General features: G+C 72.6%; 11 protein-coding genes. 5 read left to right on the forward strand and 6 right to left on the reverse strand.

Annotated elements, in window-relative coordinates:
- Nucleotides 1-2: 2 nt before the first annotated feature.
- Entirely contained in the window at nt 3-863 is an 861-nt protein-coding gene (locus ACFVHB_RS03030; protein WP_380314483.1) for a phosphatase PAP2 family protein, read from the reverse strand.
- 405 nt (nt 864-1,268) lie between these two features.
- On the opposite strand from ACFVHB_RS03030, the gene ACFVHB_RS03035 reads away from it, so the two are divergent.
- Together ACFVHB_RS03035 and ACFVHB_RS03040 are read left to right on the forward strand one after the other, a co-directional pair.
- Nucleotides 1,269-2,240: a sigma-70 family RNA polymerase sigma factor gene (locus tag ACFVHB_RS03035; protein ID WP_380314484.1), complete on the forward strand. Its 972-nt coding sequence runs from the start codon at nt 1,269-1,271 to the stop codon at nt 2,238-2,240.
- Between the two features lie 246 nt (nt 2,241-2,486).
- On the forward strand, nt 2,487-2,831 hold the full coding sequence (locus ACFVHB_RS03040) for a hypothetical protein (protein ID WP_380314485.1): 345 nt from the start codon (nt 2,487-2,489) through the stop codon (nt 2,829-2,831).
- Nucleotides 2,832-2,900: 69 nt separating this feature from the next.
- On the opposite strand, the gene mscL is transcribed toward ACFVHB_RS03040, so the two are convergent.
- The 4 genes from mscL to ACFVHB_RS03060 form a co-directional block, all read right to left on the reverse strand.
- Nucleotides 2,901-3,320, reverse strand: a complete 420-nt coding sequence (gene mscL, locus ACFVHB_RS03045) for a large conductance mechanosensitive channel protein MscL (RefSeq protein ID WP_380314486.1) — start codon at nt 3,318-3,320, stop codon at nt 2,901-2,903.
- Nucleotides 3,321-3,877: 557 nt separating this feature from the next.
- A complete protein-coding gene (locus tag ACFVHB_RS03050) occupies nt 3,878-4,189 on the reverse strand; it encodes an FmdB family zinc ribbon protein (protein ID WP_380314487.1) in 312 nt (103 codons plus the stop codon).
- A 247-nt stretch (nt 4,190-4,436) separates the two neighbouring features.
- Nucleotides 4,437-5,777: an MFS transporter gene (locus tag ACFVHB_RS03055; protein WP_380314488.1), complete on the reverse strand. Its 1,341-nt coding sequence runs from the start codon at nt 5,775-5,777 to the stop codon at nt 4,437-4,439.
- A 376-nt stretch (nt 5,778-6,153) separates the two neighbouring features.
- A complete protein-coding gene (locus ACFVHB_RS03060; RefSeq protein ID WP_380314489.1) occupies nt 6,154-7,644 on the reverse strand; it encodes a potassium/proton antiporter in 1,491 nt (496 codons plus the stop codon).
- A 331-nt stretch (nt 7,645-7,975) separates the two neighbouring features.
- Here ACFVHB_RS03060 and ACFVHB_RS03065 point away from each other — a divergent pair, with 331 nt between their 5' ends.
- Entirely contained in the window at nt 7,976-10,699 is a 2,724-nt protein-coding gene (locus ACFVHB_RS03065; RefSeq protein ID WP_380314490.1) for a penicillin acylase family protein, read from the forward strand.
- Between the two features lie 163 nt (nt 10,700-10,862).
- On the opposite strand, the gene ACFVHB_RS03070 is transcribed toward ACFVHB_RS03065, so the two are convergent.
- Entirely contained in the window at nt 10,863-11,450 is a 588-nt protein-coding gene (locus tag ACFVHB_RS03070) for a 5-formyltetrahydrofolate cyclo-ligase (RefSeq protein ID WP_380314491.1), read from the reverse strand.
- 78 nt (nt 11,451-11,528) lie between these two features.
- On the opposite strand from ACFVHB_RS03070, the gene ACFVHB_RS03075 reads away from it, so the two are divergent.
- Both ACFVHB_RS03075 and galU read left to right on the forward strand, forming a co-directional pair.
- Nucleotides 11,529-12,398, forward strand: a complete 870-nt coding sequence (locus ACFVHB_RS03075; RefSeq protein ID WP_380314492.1) for a GGDEF domain-containing protein — start codon at nt 11,529-11,531, stop codon at nt 12,396-12,398.
- A gap of 52 nt (nt 12,399-12,450) precedes the next feature.
- Complete coding sequence (galU, locus tag ACFVHB_RS03080; protein WP_380314493.1) at nt 12,451-13,371, forward strand: UTP--glucose-1-phosphate uridylyltransferase GalU; 921 nt, start codon at nt 12,451-12,453, stop codon at nt 13,369-13,371.
- Nucleotides 13,372-13,379: the final 8 nt, after the last annotated feature.

Here is a 13,379-nt window from a genome sequence, read left to right on the forward strand (position 1 = left end):
CGTTAGCGGACCATGCCGTCGGGCCGGTCGGTGGCGTCCTCGAAGGCCGGGTCCGGGTTGCGGCGGTCGGTCCCGGTCGGAGTCACCCCGGTCGAGGTGACCCCGCTCGGGGTGACCCCGGTGGGGGAGACCAGCACGCGTTGGACCCTGGGTCTGGTCCGCCAGTTGACCCGCCGGACGTCCCGGGCGAGGGCGCCGGGGCGCCAGAGCTCGACGGCGACGGTGACCGTGCCCAGCACGATCCCGGCGGCCAGCCATCCGCCCAGCACGTCGCTCGGCCAGTGCACCCCGAGGGCGATCCTGGTCCAGCCGACGGCCAGCGCGGCCAGCGCGGCGACGGAGCAGGCGGCGATCCGCCCGCCGCGCCGGGTCTGCGACCAGAACAGCCCGACCAGCACGGCGCAGGTGATGGCGGAGGCCATCGCGTGCCCGGAGGGGAAGGCCGGGCCGCCGGCGTGCGAGACCGGGTCGGGGAAGGACGGCCGCTCGCGGTCGAACGCGAGCTTGAACGCCCACTGCGCACCCCAGCCGACCAGCGCCTGCGCCACCACCCAGCCGGCCAGGATCCGTGCCCCGATCAGCCAGAGCCACACCGCGGCGATGCCGAGCAGCGTCCGCATGGTGATCGTGCCGCCGATGTCGGAGAGCGTCTGCATCGCGGCGGTCCACGCGGTGTGGTCCCGGGCGTAGCGGTGCATGCCGTCGGTCCAGGCGTGGTCGAGCCGGTGGAGCGGGTGCCAGCCGGTCTGCACCAGGGCCGCCAGGACGGCGAACAGCGCGGCGCAGACGATCGCGAGCGCCGAGTGCCGGAGCAAATGGCGATTACGCGGAGTGATGCGCGCCGTGCTGTTGGTCAGGTGCATGGCTGACACCTTCCCAGTGTGGCGTGCCGATCGGGCACTGGAGTGATAGCGATTTGGCATCTTTTGTGGGGAGGACCTGCGTGCGCCGGGTGTGGGCGCGGGCGCGCGGCGGGAACGCCGGTGGCGATTCCGGGGTTCACGGAATGCGGGGTCCGCGAGGAGGCGGCGCACCGGTCCGAACCGGTCGCCCACCTGACACGCGGTGCACCGGGGTGGTCACCCTCCGTCCATGACCGGGGTGAAAACCGGCAGGATACTGCATCGCTGGAAGAATCTGAGCGACTTGGGAATGTTGTCCGGAATCTGTTCGTTGGATCGTTACGTGTGAGCCCCGGCGGGGCCCGCACTTCTTGCCCTCTCAGGGCAGGCAGGCAGACCTCGGCAACACCAGCAAAGGGAGCAAGCATGGCCACCCGTGCCGTCGTTCGCGACAGGGCCGACCGGACTCGCGCGGCCCGCCCGACCAACCTTGAGGCCGACCGCGACCTGGTCGGTATGTACCTCGACGAGATCGCCAGGACGCCCCTGCTCGATGCCGCCGAGGAGGTCGAGCTCTCGCTGCGGATCGAGGCCGGCGTGTACGCCCAGCACCTGCTGGACGAAGGAGAGCTGCCCGAAGGCGTCAAGCGCGAGGAGCTCGAGGCGATAGCCGATGACGCGGAACGCGCCAAGGACGTCTTCATCCGGTCCAACCTCCGTCTCGTGGTCGCGGTCGCCCGGCGCTACCCGCGCAGCGGCCTGCCGCTGCTCGACCTGATCCAGGAGGGCAACGCCGGCCTGGTCCGCGCGGTCGAGAAGTTCGACTACGCGAAGGGCTTCAAGTTCTCCACGTACGCGACGTGGTGGATCCGGCAGGCGATCACCCGGTCGATCGCCGACCAGTCGCGGACCATCCGGCTGCCCGTCCACCTGGTCGAGGAGCTCGGCCGGATCCGGCGGGTGCAGCGCGAGAAGTCCAAGGAGCTGGGCCGCGAGGCCGAGCCGGCCGAGATCGCGGCAGAGCTGGACACCACCGAGGCCCGGATCAAGGACGTGCTCGACTGGGCGCGTGACCCGGTCAGTCTCAACATGTCCGTCGACGACGAGGGTGAGACCCAGTTCGGGGACCTCGTCGAGGACACCGGGGCGACGTCCCCCGAGGACGCCGTGATGGTCATGCTCCGCCGCGAGGAGCTGGACGACCTGATCGGGCGGCTGGACGACCGCACGGCGTCGATCATCCGGTCGCGGTACGGGATGGAGGACGGCCGCGAGCGGACCCTCACCGAGGTCGGCAAGCAGCACGGGCTCACCCGTGAGCGGATCCGCCAGATCGAGAAGCACGCGCTGGCCGAGCTGAAGAAGATCGCCGACCACGCGGGCTTCGAGGCGGCCTGACGCCCCGGCCGGCCCGCCGATCATTGCCCCGGGGCCCCGGGTGCGGACCATTCCGCACCCGGGGCCCTCGTGTGTTCCGTTCGTTCGCTCGGAAGCTCCTTCGGGGGCCCTCCCCCCGCCCCCTCCCCCACCCTCCTCCTCCGCCCTCCGCCCTTCCCCGCTGCTCGACTCCACTGCGCTCCACTCTGATCCACTCACCCCGATGGTCCGCCGCCCCGGGCCGCCGGCTCGCCATAGGCTTGAGGAGTGGACGATGCACGAGACGAACCCCGCACGGTGACCGGGCGCGGGCCCGAACGGGACGAGACGGCCGGCCCCGCCGCCCAGGCCAACGCCGCCCAGGCCGCCGGGCCCGATGCCGGGGCCGCCCGGCGGGCCGCCGCCGCGCCCGGGGCCGGCACCGCGGCCGCGGGCAGGCCCGATACACCCACGGCCGCTAAGACTCCGGCCCGCCTGGTCTTCCGCGACCCGCTGGACCAGCAGTCCCGGGACGACACGGACGCCGGCTGGGGCGAGCGCCCGGGCGGCGGCAGTGGCGGACGGGGGCTGGACTGGTACCTGAGCCAGCGCCCGCCGCACCACGGCGACTGAACGCAGCGGGCGCTCGGCCCCGAACGCGCGCTCGACCCCGGCGGGCGCTCGGCCCCGCCGCCCGGGTGCTCAGCGCTGCCGCGTGACCAGCGCGTCGCGGATCTCGGTGAGCAGGACGACCTCCTTGGCCTCGGCCTCCGCCTGCTCCTCGGCAAGGGTCTTCCGCTTGGCGGTGAACCTGGTCATCGGCAGGATCAGGCAGAAGTAGACGACGGCCGCGGTGATCAGGAACTGCAGCATCGCACTCAGCACCGAGCCCCAGAGGATCATGATCCCGGACGTGACCTCCCCGGTCGCGCTCACTTCGCACGGGCCCTTGAGGCAGGACGTGTAGGAGTCGAGGTCCTTGGGCCCGAACGCGCCGACGAGCGGATTGATCACGCCCTTCACGAAGGCGTTGACGATGTTGGTGAAAGCCGCACCGATGACCACGGCGACGGCGAGATCGACGACGTTTCCACGCAGCAGGAATTCCTTGAAGCCTTTCATGCCGCGTGAACGACGAAGCCGTCGAACGGTCACGGGTGATCTTCGGCGGACTCCGATTGACAACCCGTTTGGTGGACCGGCGCCGCTCCGGGGGGCGGCAGCCCCGCCCGCGCGGGCCCGAAGGCCAGCGCGGCGGCCACCGCGAGCAGCAGCGCGGCCGGCACGCCGGGCCGGTGCCGGAGGGCCTGGCGAAGCCGGTGACCGCGCCCGCCCCCGCGCCGGATCGGCGGGAACGGCGGCACCTCCCGCCGGGGCGGGACGGCCGGGGCGGGCAGCGGCAGGGGGAACGGGCGGGGCGGGCTCGCGGTCCTCGTCATGGGCACCACCGGTGGTCGCAGGGTGCCGGCCCGGGGCGGGTCGGCTTCTCGTGACGCACACTCTGGGCGGTCGGCGAGCGCGGGGGAATCCCTTTCCCCCAGCCTGTGGAAAACCCGGCCTTGTGGAAAACCTCCGTCACCCGCAGGGGGGAACCGGGGCGTGATCAGGCCTCTCCGGGAACGGCGAAAGGCCCGCCGGCCGCCTGGAGCGGGGCCAACGGGCCTTTCGGAAGCCTGGGATCAGCCGGCCGGCTTCGCCGCGGCCGCCGGAGCGGGGCTCGCCGCCGGAGCGGAGCCGCCCGAGGACGAGGACGAGGAGGCCGACGAGGTCGAGGACGACGAGGACGAACCCGCGCCCACCGAGCTGCTGGAGGACGAGCGGCTGTCGGTCCGGTAGAAGCCGGAACCCTTGAAGACCACACCCACGGCCGAGAAGACCTTGCGGAGCCGTCCCTGGCAGTCGGGGCACGTGGTCAGCGCCTCGTCGGTGAACTTCTGCACCGCCTCCAGGCCGTTGCCGCACTCGGTGCACTGGTACTGGTACGTGGGCACTTGTCTTCCTCCTGGCACTCTCGCCTGATGAGTGCTAACGATGGTCAATGATGCGGCATTCCGCTGGATCAGTCCAGCGACTCGAATGTGAGATGAGCCGGGCGCGGCCCCCCGCCGACCGCCCTGCTTCCGCCCGCCGACCGCCCCACCGCCGCCCGCCGCCCGCCTGGCAACCGCCCCACCGCCGCCCGCCGACCGCCGGGCAACGGCCCGGCAACCGCCCCGCGGCGACCCCCGCGACCCGTCCTCAGCCCTTCGCCGCACCCACCAGCTGCCGCGCCACGGCCCGCTCGCCGCCGCCCGCGACCACCGTGCTCGCCGCGCCCGGCGCGACCAGCAGGTGCCGCAGCGTGACCAGCGCGATCAGGCCGAGCCCGGCCCCGGCCACCGGCACCAGGAACCCGGCCGACGGCCCGTGGCCGTCGATCAGCCGTCCGGCCACCGTGGACCCGGTCGCCAGGCCGAGGCCGATGGCGCCGGTCAGCCAGGTGAAGGCCTCGGTCTTGGCCCCGTCCGCGACCAGCGTCTCGACCAGGGTGTACCCGGTGATCAGCGTCGGCGCGATGGCCAGGCCGCAGACCAGGCCGGCGACGGAGAGCGCGACCAGGTTCGGCATCGCCCAGAGCGTCGAGCAGCCCAGCACCAGCAGCGCGTAGCTGGCCAGCATCCGCTGCCGGGCGGCGCGGCGCCAGGCGATCATGCCGTACAGCACGCCGGCCAGCATCGAGCCGCCGGCGAAGATCCCGTACACCGTGCCGTTGGCGCCCGGCTGGCCGACCGACTCGGTGAAGGCGGTCACCGAGACCTGCATCGCGCCGAAGACGCTGCCGACGCCGAGGAACGCGCCGGCCAGCAGCCGGACGCCGGGCGAGGAGAGCGCGGAGACCCGGGTGGCGCCCGGCTGCCGCGGGTGGCGGGCCGGGGCGGTGCGGCGCTGGGTGGCGAAGGCCAGGCCGCCGACGACGGTCAGCGCGGCCTCGGCGATCAGCCCGGTGGCGGGGTTGACCGAGGTGGCGATGGCGCCGGCCAGCACCGGACCGATCACGAAGGTGAACTCGTCGGTGACCGATTCGAAGGCGAACGCGGTGTTCAGCTTGGCGGCCGGCGCGCCCTCGGCGGAGAGCTTGGCGACCCAGCGGGCGCGCACCATCGCGCCGATCTGCGGCACGCTGGCGCCGGCCGGCGCGGCGGCCAGCAGCAGGGCCCAGACCGGGGCGTGCCCCAGGGCCAGCGCGATCAGCGCGCCGACCGAGACCGCGTGCACGGCCACGCTGGGCACCAGGACCGCGGCCTGGCCGTACCGGTCGGCCAGCCGGCCGGTCTGCGGGCCGACCAGGGCCTGGGCGACGGCCGAGACGGCCGCGACGGTGCCGGCCGTGCCGTAGGAGCCGTGGGTGTCGAGGACCAGCAGCACGATGCCCAGGCTGAGCATCGCGTAGGGCAGTCGCGCGGCGAACGCGGGCGCCAGGAACGTCCAGGCGCCGGGGGTGCGCAGCAGCGCGCCGTACCCGATGCGGGCGGGCGCGGCGGTGTCCGGGGTGGCGTCCGCGGGGACGCCGTCGTTCTCGACCGTTCGGCGGGCCGTCACGGTCGGTCCTTCCTGCTGCCTGGTAGCGCGGAAGGGGCATGGGGTGGCCCCGACGGCGCCGAGAGTCGTCCTCTCGCGCGTCGACCGGGGTGATACCGGGCCGGGTCGGCTTGGGTGCCGAGGCCGGGCCGCGGCCGCCGAGCGGTCGCGCCAACTCTGCGTCAGGCAGATGCTGGGGGTGTAGCAACCATTATACGTATACGCGCGTAGATGTCGCGCTGACCTCGACAATACAGGACCAGTCCAAAGTTGTCCTGTCAATTCAAGGTGAACGTCGAGTGAAGCCTTCAGGGTGCGGGTTCCGCAGCCCTCAGGTCGAGGCCTGGCGGCGCCGGCCGCGGCTTTGAGCACCCTCGGACCGCGGCCCGGACCGCCCTCAGGCCCCTCGCCCGTTCAGCCAGTCGGCGAGCTTGCCGCCCTTGTCCACGGCCCGCAGCCGGCGTTCCGCGGCCTCGCCGACCTCGTCCGTGGTGACCACCAGCAGCTCGTCGCCGCCGCGCAGCACCGTCGTCTTGTCCGGGACGAAGCTGCTCCCCTCGCGGACCACCAGGGTCACCGCCGCGCCCGCCGGCAGTCGCAGCTCGCCGATCTCCACGCCCGACATCCTGGAGTTGGGCGCCAGGGCCACCGACAGCAGGTGCCCGTGCAGCTTCTCCAGCGGGGCGGACTCGATGCCGAGGTCCTGGCCCATCGAGCCCTCGCCGATCCGCAGCCGGCGGGCGACCAGGGGCAGGGTCGGGCCCTGGAGCAGGGTGAAGACGACGACCAGGATGAAGACGATGTTGAACACGTTCTGGGCCATCGGCGCGCCGGACACCATCGGGATGGTGGCGAGCACGATGGGGACCGCCCCGCGCAGTCCGGCCCAGCTCAGCAGTGCCTGCTCGCGGCCGGGCAGCCTGAACGGCGTCAGGGTCAGCACCACCGAGAGCGGCCGGGCCACGAACACCAGGACGGCGCCGATCACCAGCGCGGGCACCACGGACGAGCCCATCGTCGCGGGGGTGCAGAGCAGGCCGAGCAGGACGAACATGCCGATCTGCCCGATCCAGGCCAGTCCGTCGGCGAAGCCGCGGACGGCGGGGCCGTGCGGCAGCTTGGCGTTGCCGAGGACGAGGGCGCTGATGTAGACGGCGAGGAAGCCGGAGCCGTGCAGCAGCGCGCCGCCCGCGTAGGCGAGCACGGTGAGCGCCAGGACGGCGATCGGGTAGAGGCCGGAGGACGGCAGGGCGACGTGCTTGATCCCGAAGGCGCCCAGCTTCCCGACCGCCAGGCCGACCGCGGCGCCGATCGCCAGCTCGGCGGCGATCGTGCCGACCAGGACGTACCAGGGGTCCAGCTCGCCGGCGGTGGCGAAGGCGACGACCAGGATGACCACGGGTGCGTCGTTGAAGCCGGACTCGGCCTCCAGCAGGCCGGTCAGCCGGTGCGGCAGCGGCACCATCCGCAGGACGGAGAAGACGGCCGCGGCGTCGGTCGAGGAGACGATCGCGCCGAGCAGGAGCGAGGTGCGCCAGTCCAGCCCGACCAGCCAGTGCGCGCCGGCGGCGGTGACGAAGACGCTGATCCCGACCCCGAGGGTGGCGAGCACGGTGGCGGCCGGCATGGCCGGTCTGACCTCGCGCCAGCTGGTCTTGAGTCCGCCCTCCGCCAGGATGACCACCAGCGCGGCGTAGCCGAGCACCTGGGTCAGCTCGGCGTTGTTGAAGGTGATGCCGATGCCGTTCTGGCCGAGCGCCACGCCGATGCCGAGGTAGATCAGCAGGCTGGGCAGGCCCGACCGGGTCGAGATGCGCACGGCGACCACCGCGACCAGCAGGATCACGGAGAACTCGAGGAGCAGCTGGTTCAGGTGGTCGACGTTCACGCAGGGGCACCTCGGAGGCTGGGGGCGGGCGGGGTGTCTGGTGGCGGTGAGGCCGGGAGTCGACCGGAAGGGGTGGGCTGGGCGGCACGGAACGCCGATTGCTCCCCTTGCGGATCGTTACTCAGTCTAACATTTTGCCATATCTTTAGTTTCCTCCGTCACACGGCCCCCCACCTCTGCTTCTCCAAGCCTTCCCTGACCTCCTCCGATCCCACCGTGAGCGTCCCCCGTGCACGCCCGCGAGCCGAGTCGGCCTAATGTGGTGCCCTGTCACGGCCGAGTGCCCTGGACATGCCCGCCCGCCCCCCAGTCGAGGACCGCAAGGACCCAGATGCCCCGCTCGAAGAAGTTCCGGCGCGCCCGTCTGATCGTGATCGTGCTGGTCGTGCTGCTGGTGGCCGGCGTCGGCTACGGCGGCTACCGCGGGGTCACCGCGGTCCGCGCGTCCTTCCCGGAGGTCGACGGCAGCGTCAAGGTGGCGGGCCTGAGCGCGCCGGTCGACGTCAAACGGGACGCCAACGGCATCCCCCAGCTCTACGCCGACACCCCCGAGGACCTCTTCCGGGCCCAGGGCTACGTCCAGGCCCAGGACCGCTTCTGGGAGATGGACGTCCGTCGGCACATCACCGCCGGCCGGCTCTCCGAGATGTTCGGCGACGGTCAGGTCGAGACCGACTCCTTCATCCGCACCATGGGCTGGCGCCAGGTGGCGCAGAAGGAGTTCGACACCCAGCTCTCGCCCGAGACCAAGAAGTACCTCCAGGCGTACGCGGACGGCGTCAACGCCTGGCTCGGCGAACACCCCGGCGGTGAGAGCGCCTCGCTGGAGTACACGCTGCTCGGCGTCGTCAACGGCGACTACAAGCCCGAGCAGTGGACGCCCGTCGACTCGGTGGCCTGGCTGAAGGCGATGGCCTGGAACCTCTCCGGGAACCTCCAGGAGGAGATCGACCGCTCGCTGCTCGCCCAGGACTTCAGCCCGGAGAAGATCGCCGAGCTGTACCCGGAGTACCCGTACGCGACCAACGGCACGATCGTGCGGACCGGCACCGTCAGCGGCGACACCTACCGCCAGGCCGACGGCACCGGCCAGCCCGCCGCGGGCGCCCCCGGCGCCACCGCCCAGGGCGCGGCCGCCACCAAGGCGATGCTCAAGGACGTCACCGACCGGATCGACGCGATGCCGCAGCTGCTCGGGCGTCAGGGCCAGGGCATCGGTTCCAACTCCTGGGTGGTGGCCGGCTCGCACACCACCACCGGCAAGCCGCTGCTGGCCAACGACCCGCACCTCGGCCCCGGCCTGCCCTCGGTCTGGTACCAGATGGGCCTGCACTGCCGCACCGCCTCGGCCGCCTGCCAGTTCGACGTCTCGGGCTTCACCTTCGCCGGCATGCCGGGCGTGGTGATCGGCCACAACAAGGACATCGCCTGGGGCTTCACCAACCTGGGCGCCGACGTCACCGACCTCTTCCTGGAGAAGGTGACCGGCCCAGAGACCTACCAGGTCGACGGCAAGGACGTGAAGTTCGAGCTCCGCAAGGAGACCATCAAGGTGGCCGGCGGCGAGGACCGCACCATCACCGTCCGCACCACCCAGACCGGCGCCCCGCTCATCTCCGACCAGAGCACCGAGCAGCAGAACGTCGGCAAGTACGCGCCCAACGGCACCTCCGCCCCGGACCGCGGCACCGGCGGCTACGGCGTCGCCCTGCAGTGGACGGCGCTCAGCCCCGGCAAGACCATGGACGCCGTCTTCGAGCTGGACCGGGCGAAGGGCTGGGAGGAGTTCCGCAACGCCGCCAAGGACTTCGCCGTCCCGGCGCAGAACCTGATCTACGCCGACGCGAAGAACATCGGCTACCAGGCCCCCGGCGTCATCCCGCAGCGCGGCAAGGGCGACGGCACCTACCCGGCCCCCGGCTGGGACTCCGCCTACCAGTGGAAGAAGGACGCCGTCCCGTTCACCGCCCTGCCGTGGAGCCTCAACCCGTCCAACGGCTACATCGTCACCGCCAACCAGGCCGTGGTCGACCCGTCGTACAAGTACCTGCTGACCAGGGACTGGGAGTACGGCACCCGGGCCAAGGAGATCACCGACCAGATCGAGCTCAAGCTCAAGAACAACGGCAGGATCTCGCCGGACGACATGAAGGAGATGCAGCTCGACAACACCAGCATCCTCGCCAGGACGCTGGTCCCGCTGCTGCTCAAGGTCCAGATCGACGACCCCTACGTGCGCGAGGCGCAGGACCTCCTGAAGGACTGGAACAACTACCACCAGGACGCCGACTCGGCCGCCGCCGCCTACTACAACGGCGTCTGGCGCCAGCTGCTCAGCCTCTCCTTCGGCCAGAAGTTCCCGGCCGACCTGCGGGCCAAGGACAACTGCCTGCTGGTCCGCCGGCAGACCGACCCGACCAAGCCGGACAGCAGCACCCAGATCGTCACCGAGTGCGGCACCCGGGACCCGGGCAAGGCCCAGCCGGACGGTGGCGACCGCTGGACCGAGGTGGTGCGCCAGCAGCTGCAGAAGCCCGACAGCAGCTGGTGGACGTACATCGACTCGGACCACAAGGAGCAGAAGGGCCTCGACAACCTGCTCGCCGAGGCCATGAAGAACGCCCGCCAGGACCTCACCGCGCTGCTCGGCAAGGACGTCTCCACCTGGAGCTGGGGCCGGCTGCACAAGCTGACCCTGCGCGAGCAGACCATGGGCACCGACAACTCCTCGATCGCCTCCGGCGTCGTCCACCGGCTGCTCAACCGCGGCCCGTACCGCCTCTCCGGCGGCTCGGCGGCGGTCGACGCGGCGGGCTGGAACGCGGCGGCCGGCTACGAGGTGGACTGGATCCCGTCGATGCGGATGGTCGTCGACCTGAGCGACTTCGACGCCTCGCGCTGGGTCAACGTCGGCGGCGCCTCCGGGCACGCCTTCCACCCCAACTACAACGACCAGACCGACCTGTGGCTCAAGGGCGACCTGCTGAGCTGGGCCTACTCGCCGGACGCGGTCGAGAAGTCGGCCAAGCACAAGCTGGTGCTCACCACCGGCTGACCCGCCGTCCGACCGGCCCGCGGCCCGCCCCCGTCAGACCGGAGGCGGGCCGTGGCCGTTCGCCCGCCCGGGCCGTGCCCGTTCGCCCGCTCAGGCCGTGCTCATGCGCCCTCCCTGGTCGCGGTCGTTCGCCCGCCCGGGCCCGGGCGGCCCGGGGCGGGAGTCAGCCGAGCCGGTGCAGCCCCGACGGGGTGAGCGCCACGTCCACCGGCAGGTCGTGCGGCTCGGCCGGCACGCTCGCCAGCAGCTCGTGCTCGTACAGCAGCACGGCCAGCAGGGGGCGCGCGCCCGCCCGCCCGAGCCGGGCCAGCACCCGGTCGTACGAGCCGCCCCCGCGGCCCAGCCGCAGCCCCCGCCGGTCCACCGCCAGCCCCGGCAGCAGCACCAGCTCCGCCCCGGTCACCGCCTCCGGTCCGAGCCGCTCGCCGACCGGCTCCAGCAGCCCGCGCCCGGCCGGGGCCAGCGCCGCCGGGCCCGCGTACGCGGCCCAGTCCAGGTCGTTGTCGGGCAGCAGCACCGGCAGCAGCACCCGCACCCCGCGCGCCAGCAGCGCGTCCAGCAGCGGCCTGGTCCCCGGCTCGGCACCGACCGACACGTAGGCGGCCACCGTGGCCCCCGGCGCGGCCAGCTCCCCGGCGTGCCCGGCCAGCGCCAGCGCGGCCTCCTCCCGGGCCCGCGGCGGCAGTGCCCGCCGCTGCGACAACAGCCGTGTCCTCAACGCGCTCTTCTCGTTGTGCAAGGGATGCTCCACGGCTCGATCCTCCACAGCTCGACCCTCCCCAGCTCTGTGCCGGTGACGCTCAGAGCCTGACACGCGGAAGGCGGCCCGATGTCCACTCCGCTGGTGGTCCAGGCCCTGGCCGGGTTGAGCGTCCCCGCGCTGGCCGGCGCCGCCGTGCTGGGGCTGCGGCTGCGCCGCGGCGAGCGGGGGGCGGCCGCCCGCGAGGACCGGCTGCGCGAACGGGTCGCCGAACTGGAGGCCCGCTGCGCCGAGCTGGAGCGCACGGCCTCCTGCGACCCGCTCACCGGCGTCTGGAACTACCGTCACCTGCAGCTCACCCTGGACCGGGAGATCGAGCGCGCCCGCCGGGCCGAGCAGGCCGAGCAGCAGGACGGGCCGCGCCGGCTGGCCGTGCTGCTGCTGGAGATCGACGGCTTCGAGGCGGTGGTCGCCGAGCACGGCCGGGCCCGGGCCAGCGCGGTGCTGCGCGACCTCGCCCAGCGGCTCGGGATGGAGATCCGCCGCTCGGACACCTTCGGCCGGTACAGCGGCGAGGAGTTCATGGCCGTGCTGCCGGACACCGGGGCCGAGGGCGCCGCGCAGGTCGCCGAGCGGCTGGTCTGGTCGGTCCGCCGCCACCTGCTGCTGGACTGGTCCTCCGGCCCGCGCGAGGGCCGCCGCCCGCACGGCAACGGGCTGACCGCCGCCGTCGGCGTCGCGGTGCTGCCGGAGGACGGCACGCACGCCGCCGTGCTGCTGCGGGCCGCCGACCGGGCCCTCCACGAGGCCCGTGCGGCCGGGGGCGACTGCTGGCGGGGAACGGCCTCCCCGGGGCCGGACACCGGCCCCAATGCCGAGCGTGACCGTTCGGAAAAGGCGGGTAGTCTGTCGGCCTGTGCCGGAGAGGCCCCCCTCACCTCACCCGTCACTTCACCTCTGCCTGCCATCGTGGCCGGGCCCAGCGACGTGCTGTCATAACCGGTCAACCGCGCTCGGCCAGGCGTAAACATGCCTTAGTAAGGTAAAACGCATGACGACGACCAGCTCTCGAATTCCGGTAACCAAGGCCGTGGTACCCGCGGCCGGACTGGGCACGCGCTTCCTCCCGGCAACCAAGGCCACTCCCAAGGAGATGCTGCCCGTCGTCGACAAGCCGGCGATCCAGTACGTCGTCGAGGAGGCGGCGTCCGCGGGGCTGTCCGACATACTGATGGTCACCGGCCGCAACAAGCGCGCCCTGGAGGACCACTTCGACCGCGCCTACGAGCTGGAGGAGCTGCTCGCCCGCAAGGGCGACCAGGACCGCCTGCGCCGGGTCCGCGAGTCCGTCGAGCTGGCCAACATGCACTACGTCCGCCAGGGCGACCCGAAGGGCCTCGGCCACGCCGTCTCGGTCGCCGAGCAGCACGTCGCCGGCCAGCCCTTCGCCGTCCTGCTCGGTGACGACCTGATCGACCCGCGCGACCCGCTGCTCGCCCGCATGATCGAGGTCCAGCAGGAGCTCGGCGGCTCGGTCGTCGCGCTGATGGAGGTCGACCCCTCCCAGATCCACCTGTACGGCTGCGCGGCCGTCAAGGCGAACGGCTTCGGCGAGGACGTCTTCCAGGTGACCGACCTGGTCGAGAAGCCCGACACCGGCGACGCCCCGTCGAACTACGCCGTCATCGGCCGCTACGTCCTCGACCCCTCGGTCTTCGACGTGCTGCGCGAGACCCCGCCCGGCCGCGGCGGCGAGATCCAGCTCACCGACGCCCTGCGCGAGCTGACCACCCGCGACGCCGAGTCCGGCGGCCAGGTGCACGGCGTCCTCTTCAAGGGCCGCCGGTACGACACCGGTGACCGCGCGGACTACCTGCGCGCTATCGTCCGACTGGCCTCCGAGCGCGAGGACCTGGGCCCGGAGTTCCGCTCCTGGCTCCGTGAGTTCGTCGCCTCCGAGCTGCAGGACTGACACACCGA

It is taken from the genome of Kitasatospora sp. NPDC127111, from assembly GCF_042677465.1.
GTDB lineage: Bacteria > Actinomycetota > Actinomycetes > Streptomycetales > Streptomycetaceae > Kitasatospora.

Coding starts and splice junctions, on each gene's coding strand:
- galU (WP_380314493.1), top strand. CDS start 12,451: ATGACGACGACCAGCTCTCGAATTCCGGTAACCAAGGCCGTGGTACCC.
- mscL (WP_380314486.1), bottom strand. CDS start 3,320: ATGAAAGGCTTCAAGGAATTCCTGCTGCGTGGAAACGTCGTCGATCTC.
- ACFVHB_RS03065 (WP_380314490.1), top strand. CDS start 7,976: ATGCCCCGCTCGAAGAAGTTCCGGCGCGCCCGTCTGATCGTGATCGTG.
- ACFVHB_RS03030 (WP_380314483.1), bottom strand. CDS start 863: ATGCACCTGACCAACAGCACGGCGCGCATCACTCCGCGTAATCGCCAT.
- ACFVHB_RS03075 (WP_380314492.1), top strand. CDS start 11,529: ATGTCCACTCCGCTGGTGGTCCAGGCCCTGGCCGGGTTGAGCGTCCCC.
- ACFVHB_RS03035 (WP_380314484.1), top strand. CDS start 1,269: ATGGCCACCCGTGCCGTCGTTCGCGACAGGGCCGACCGGACTCGCGCG.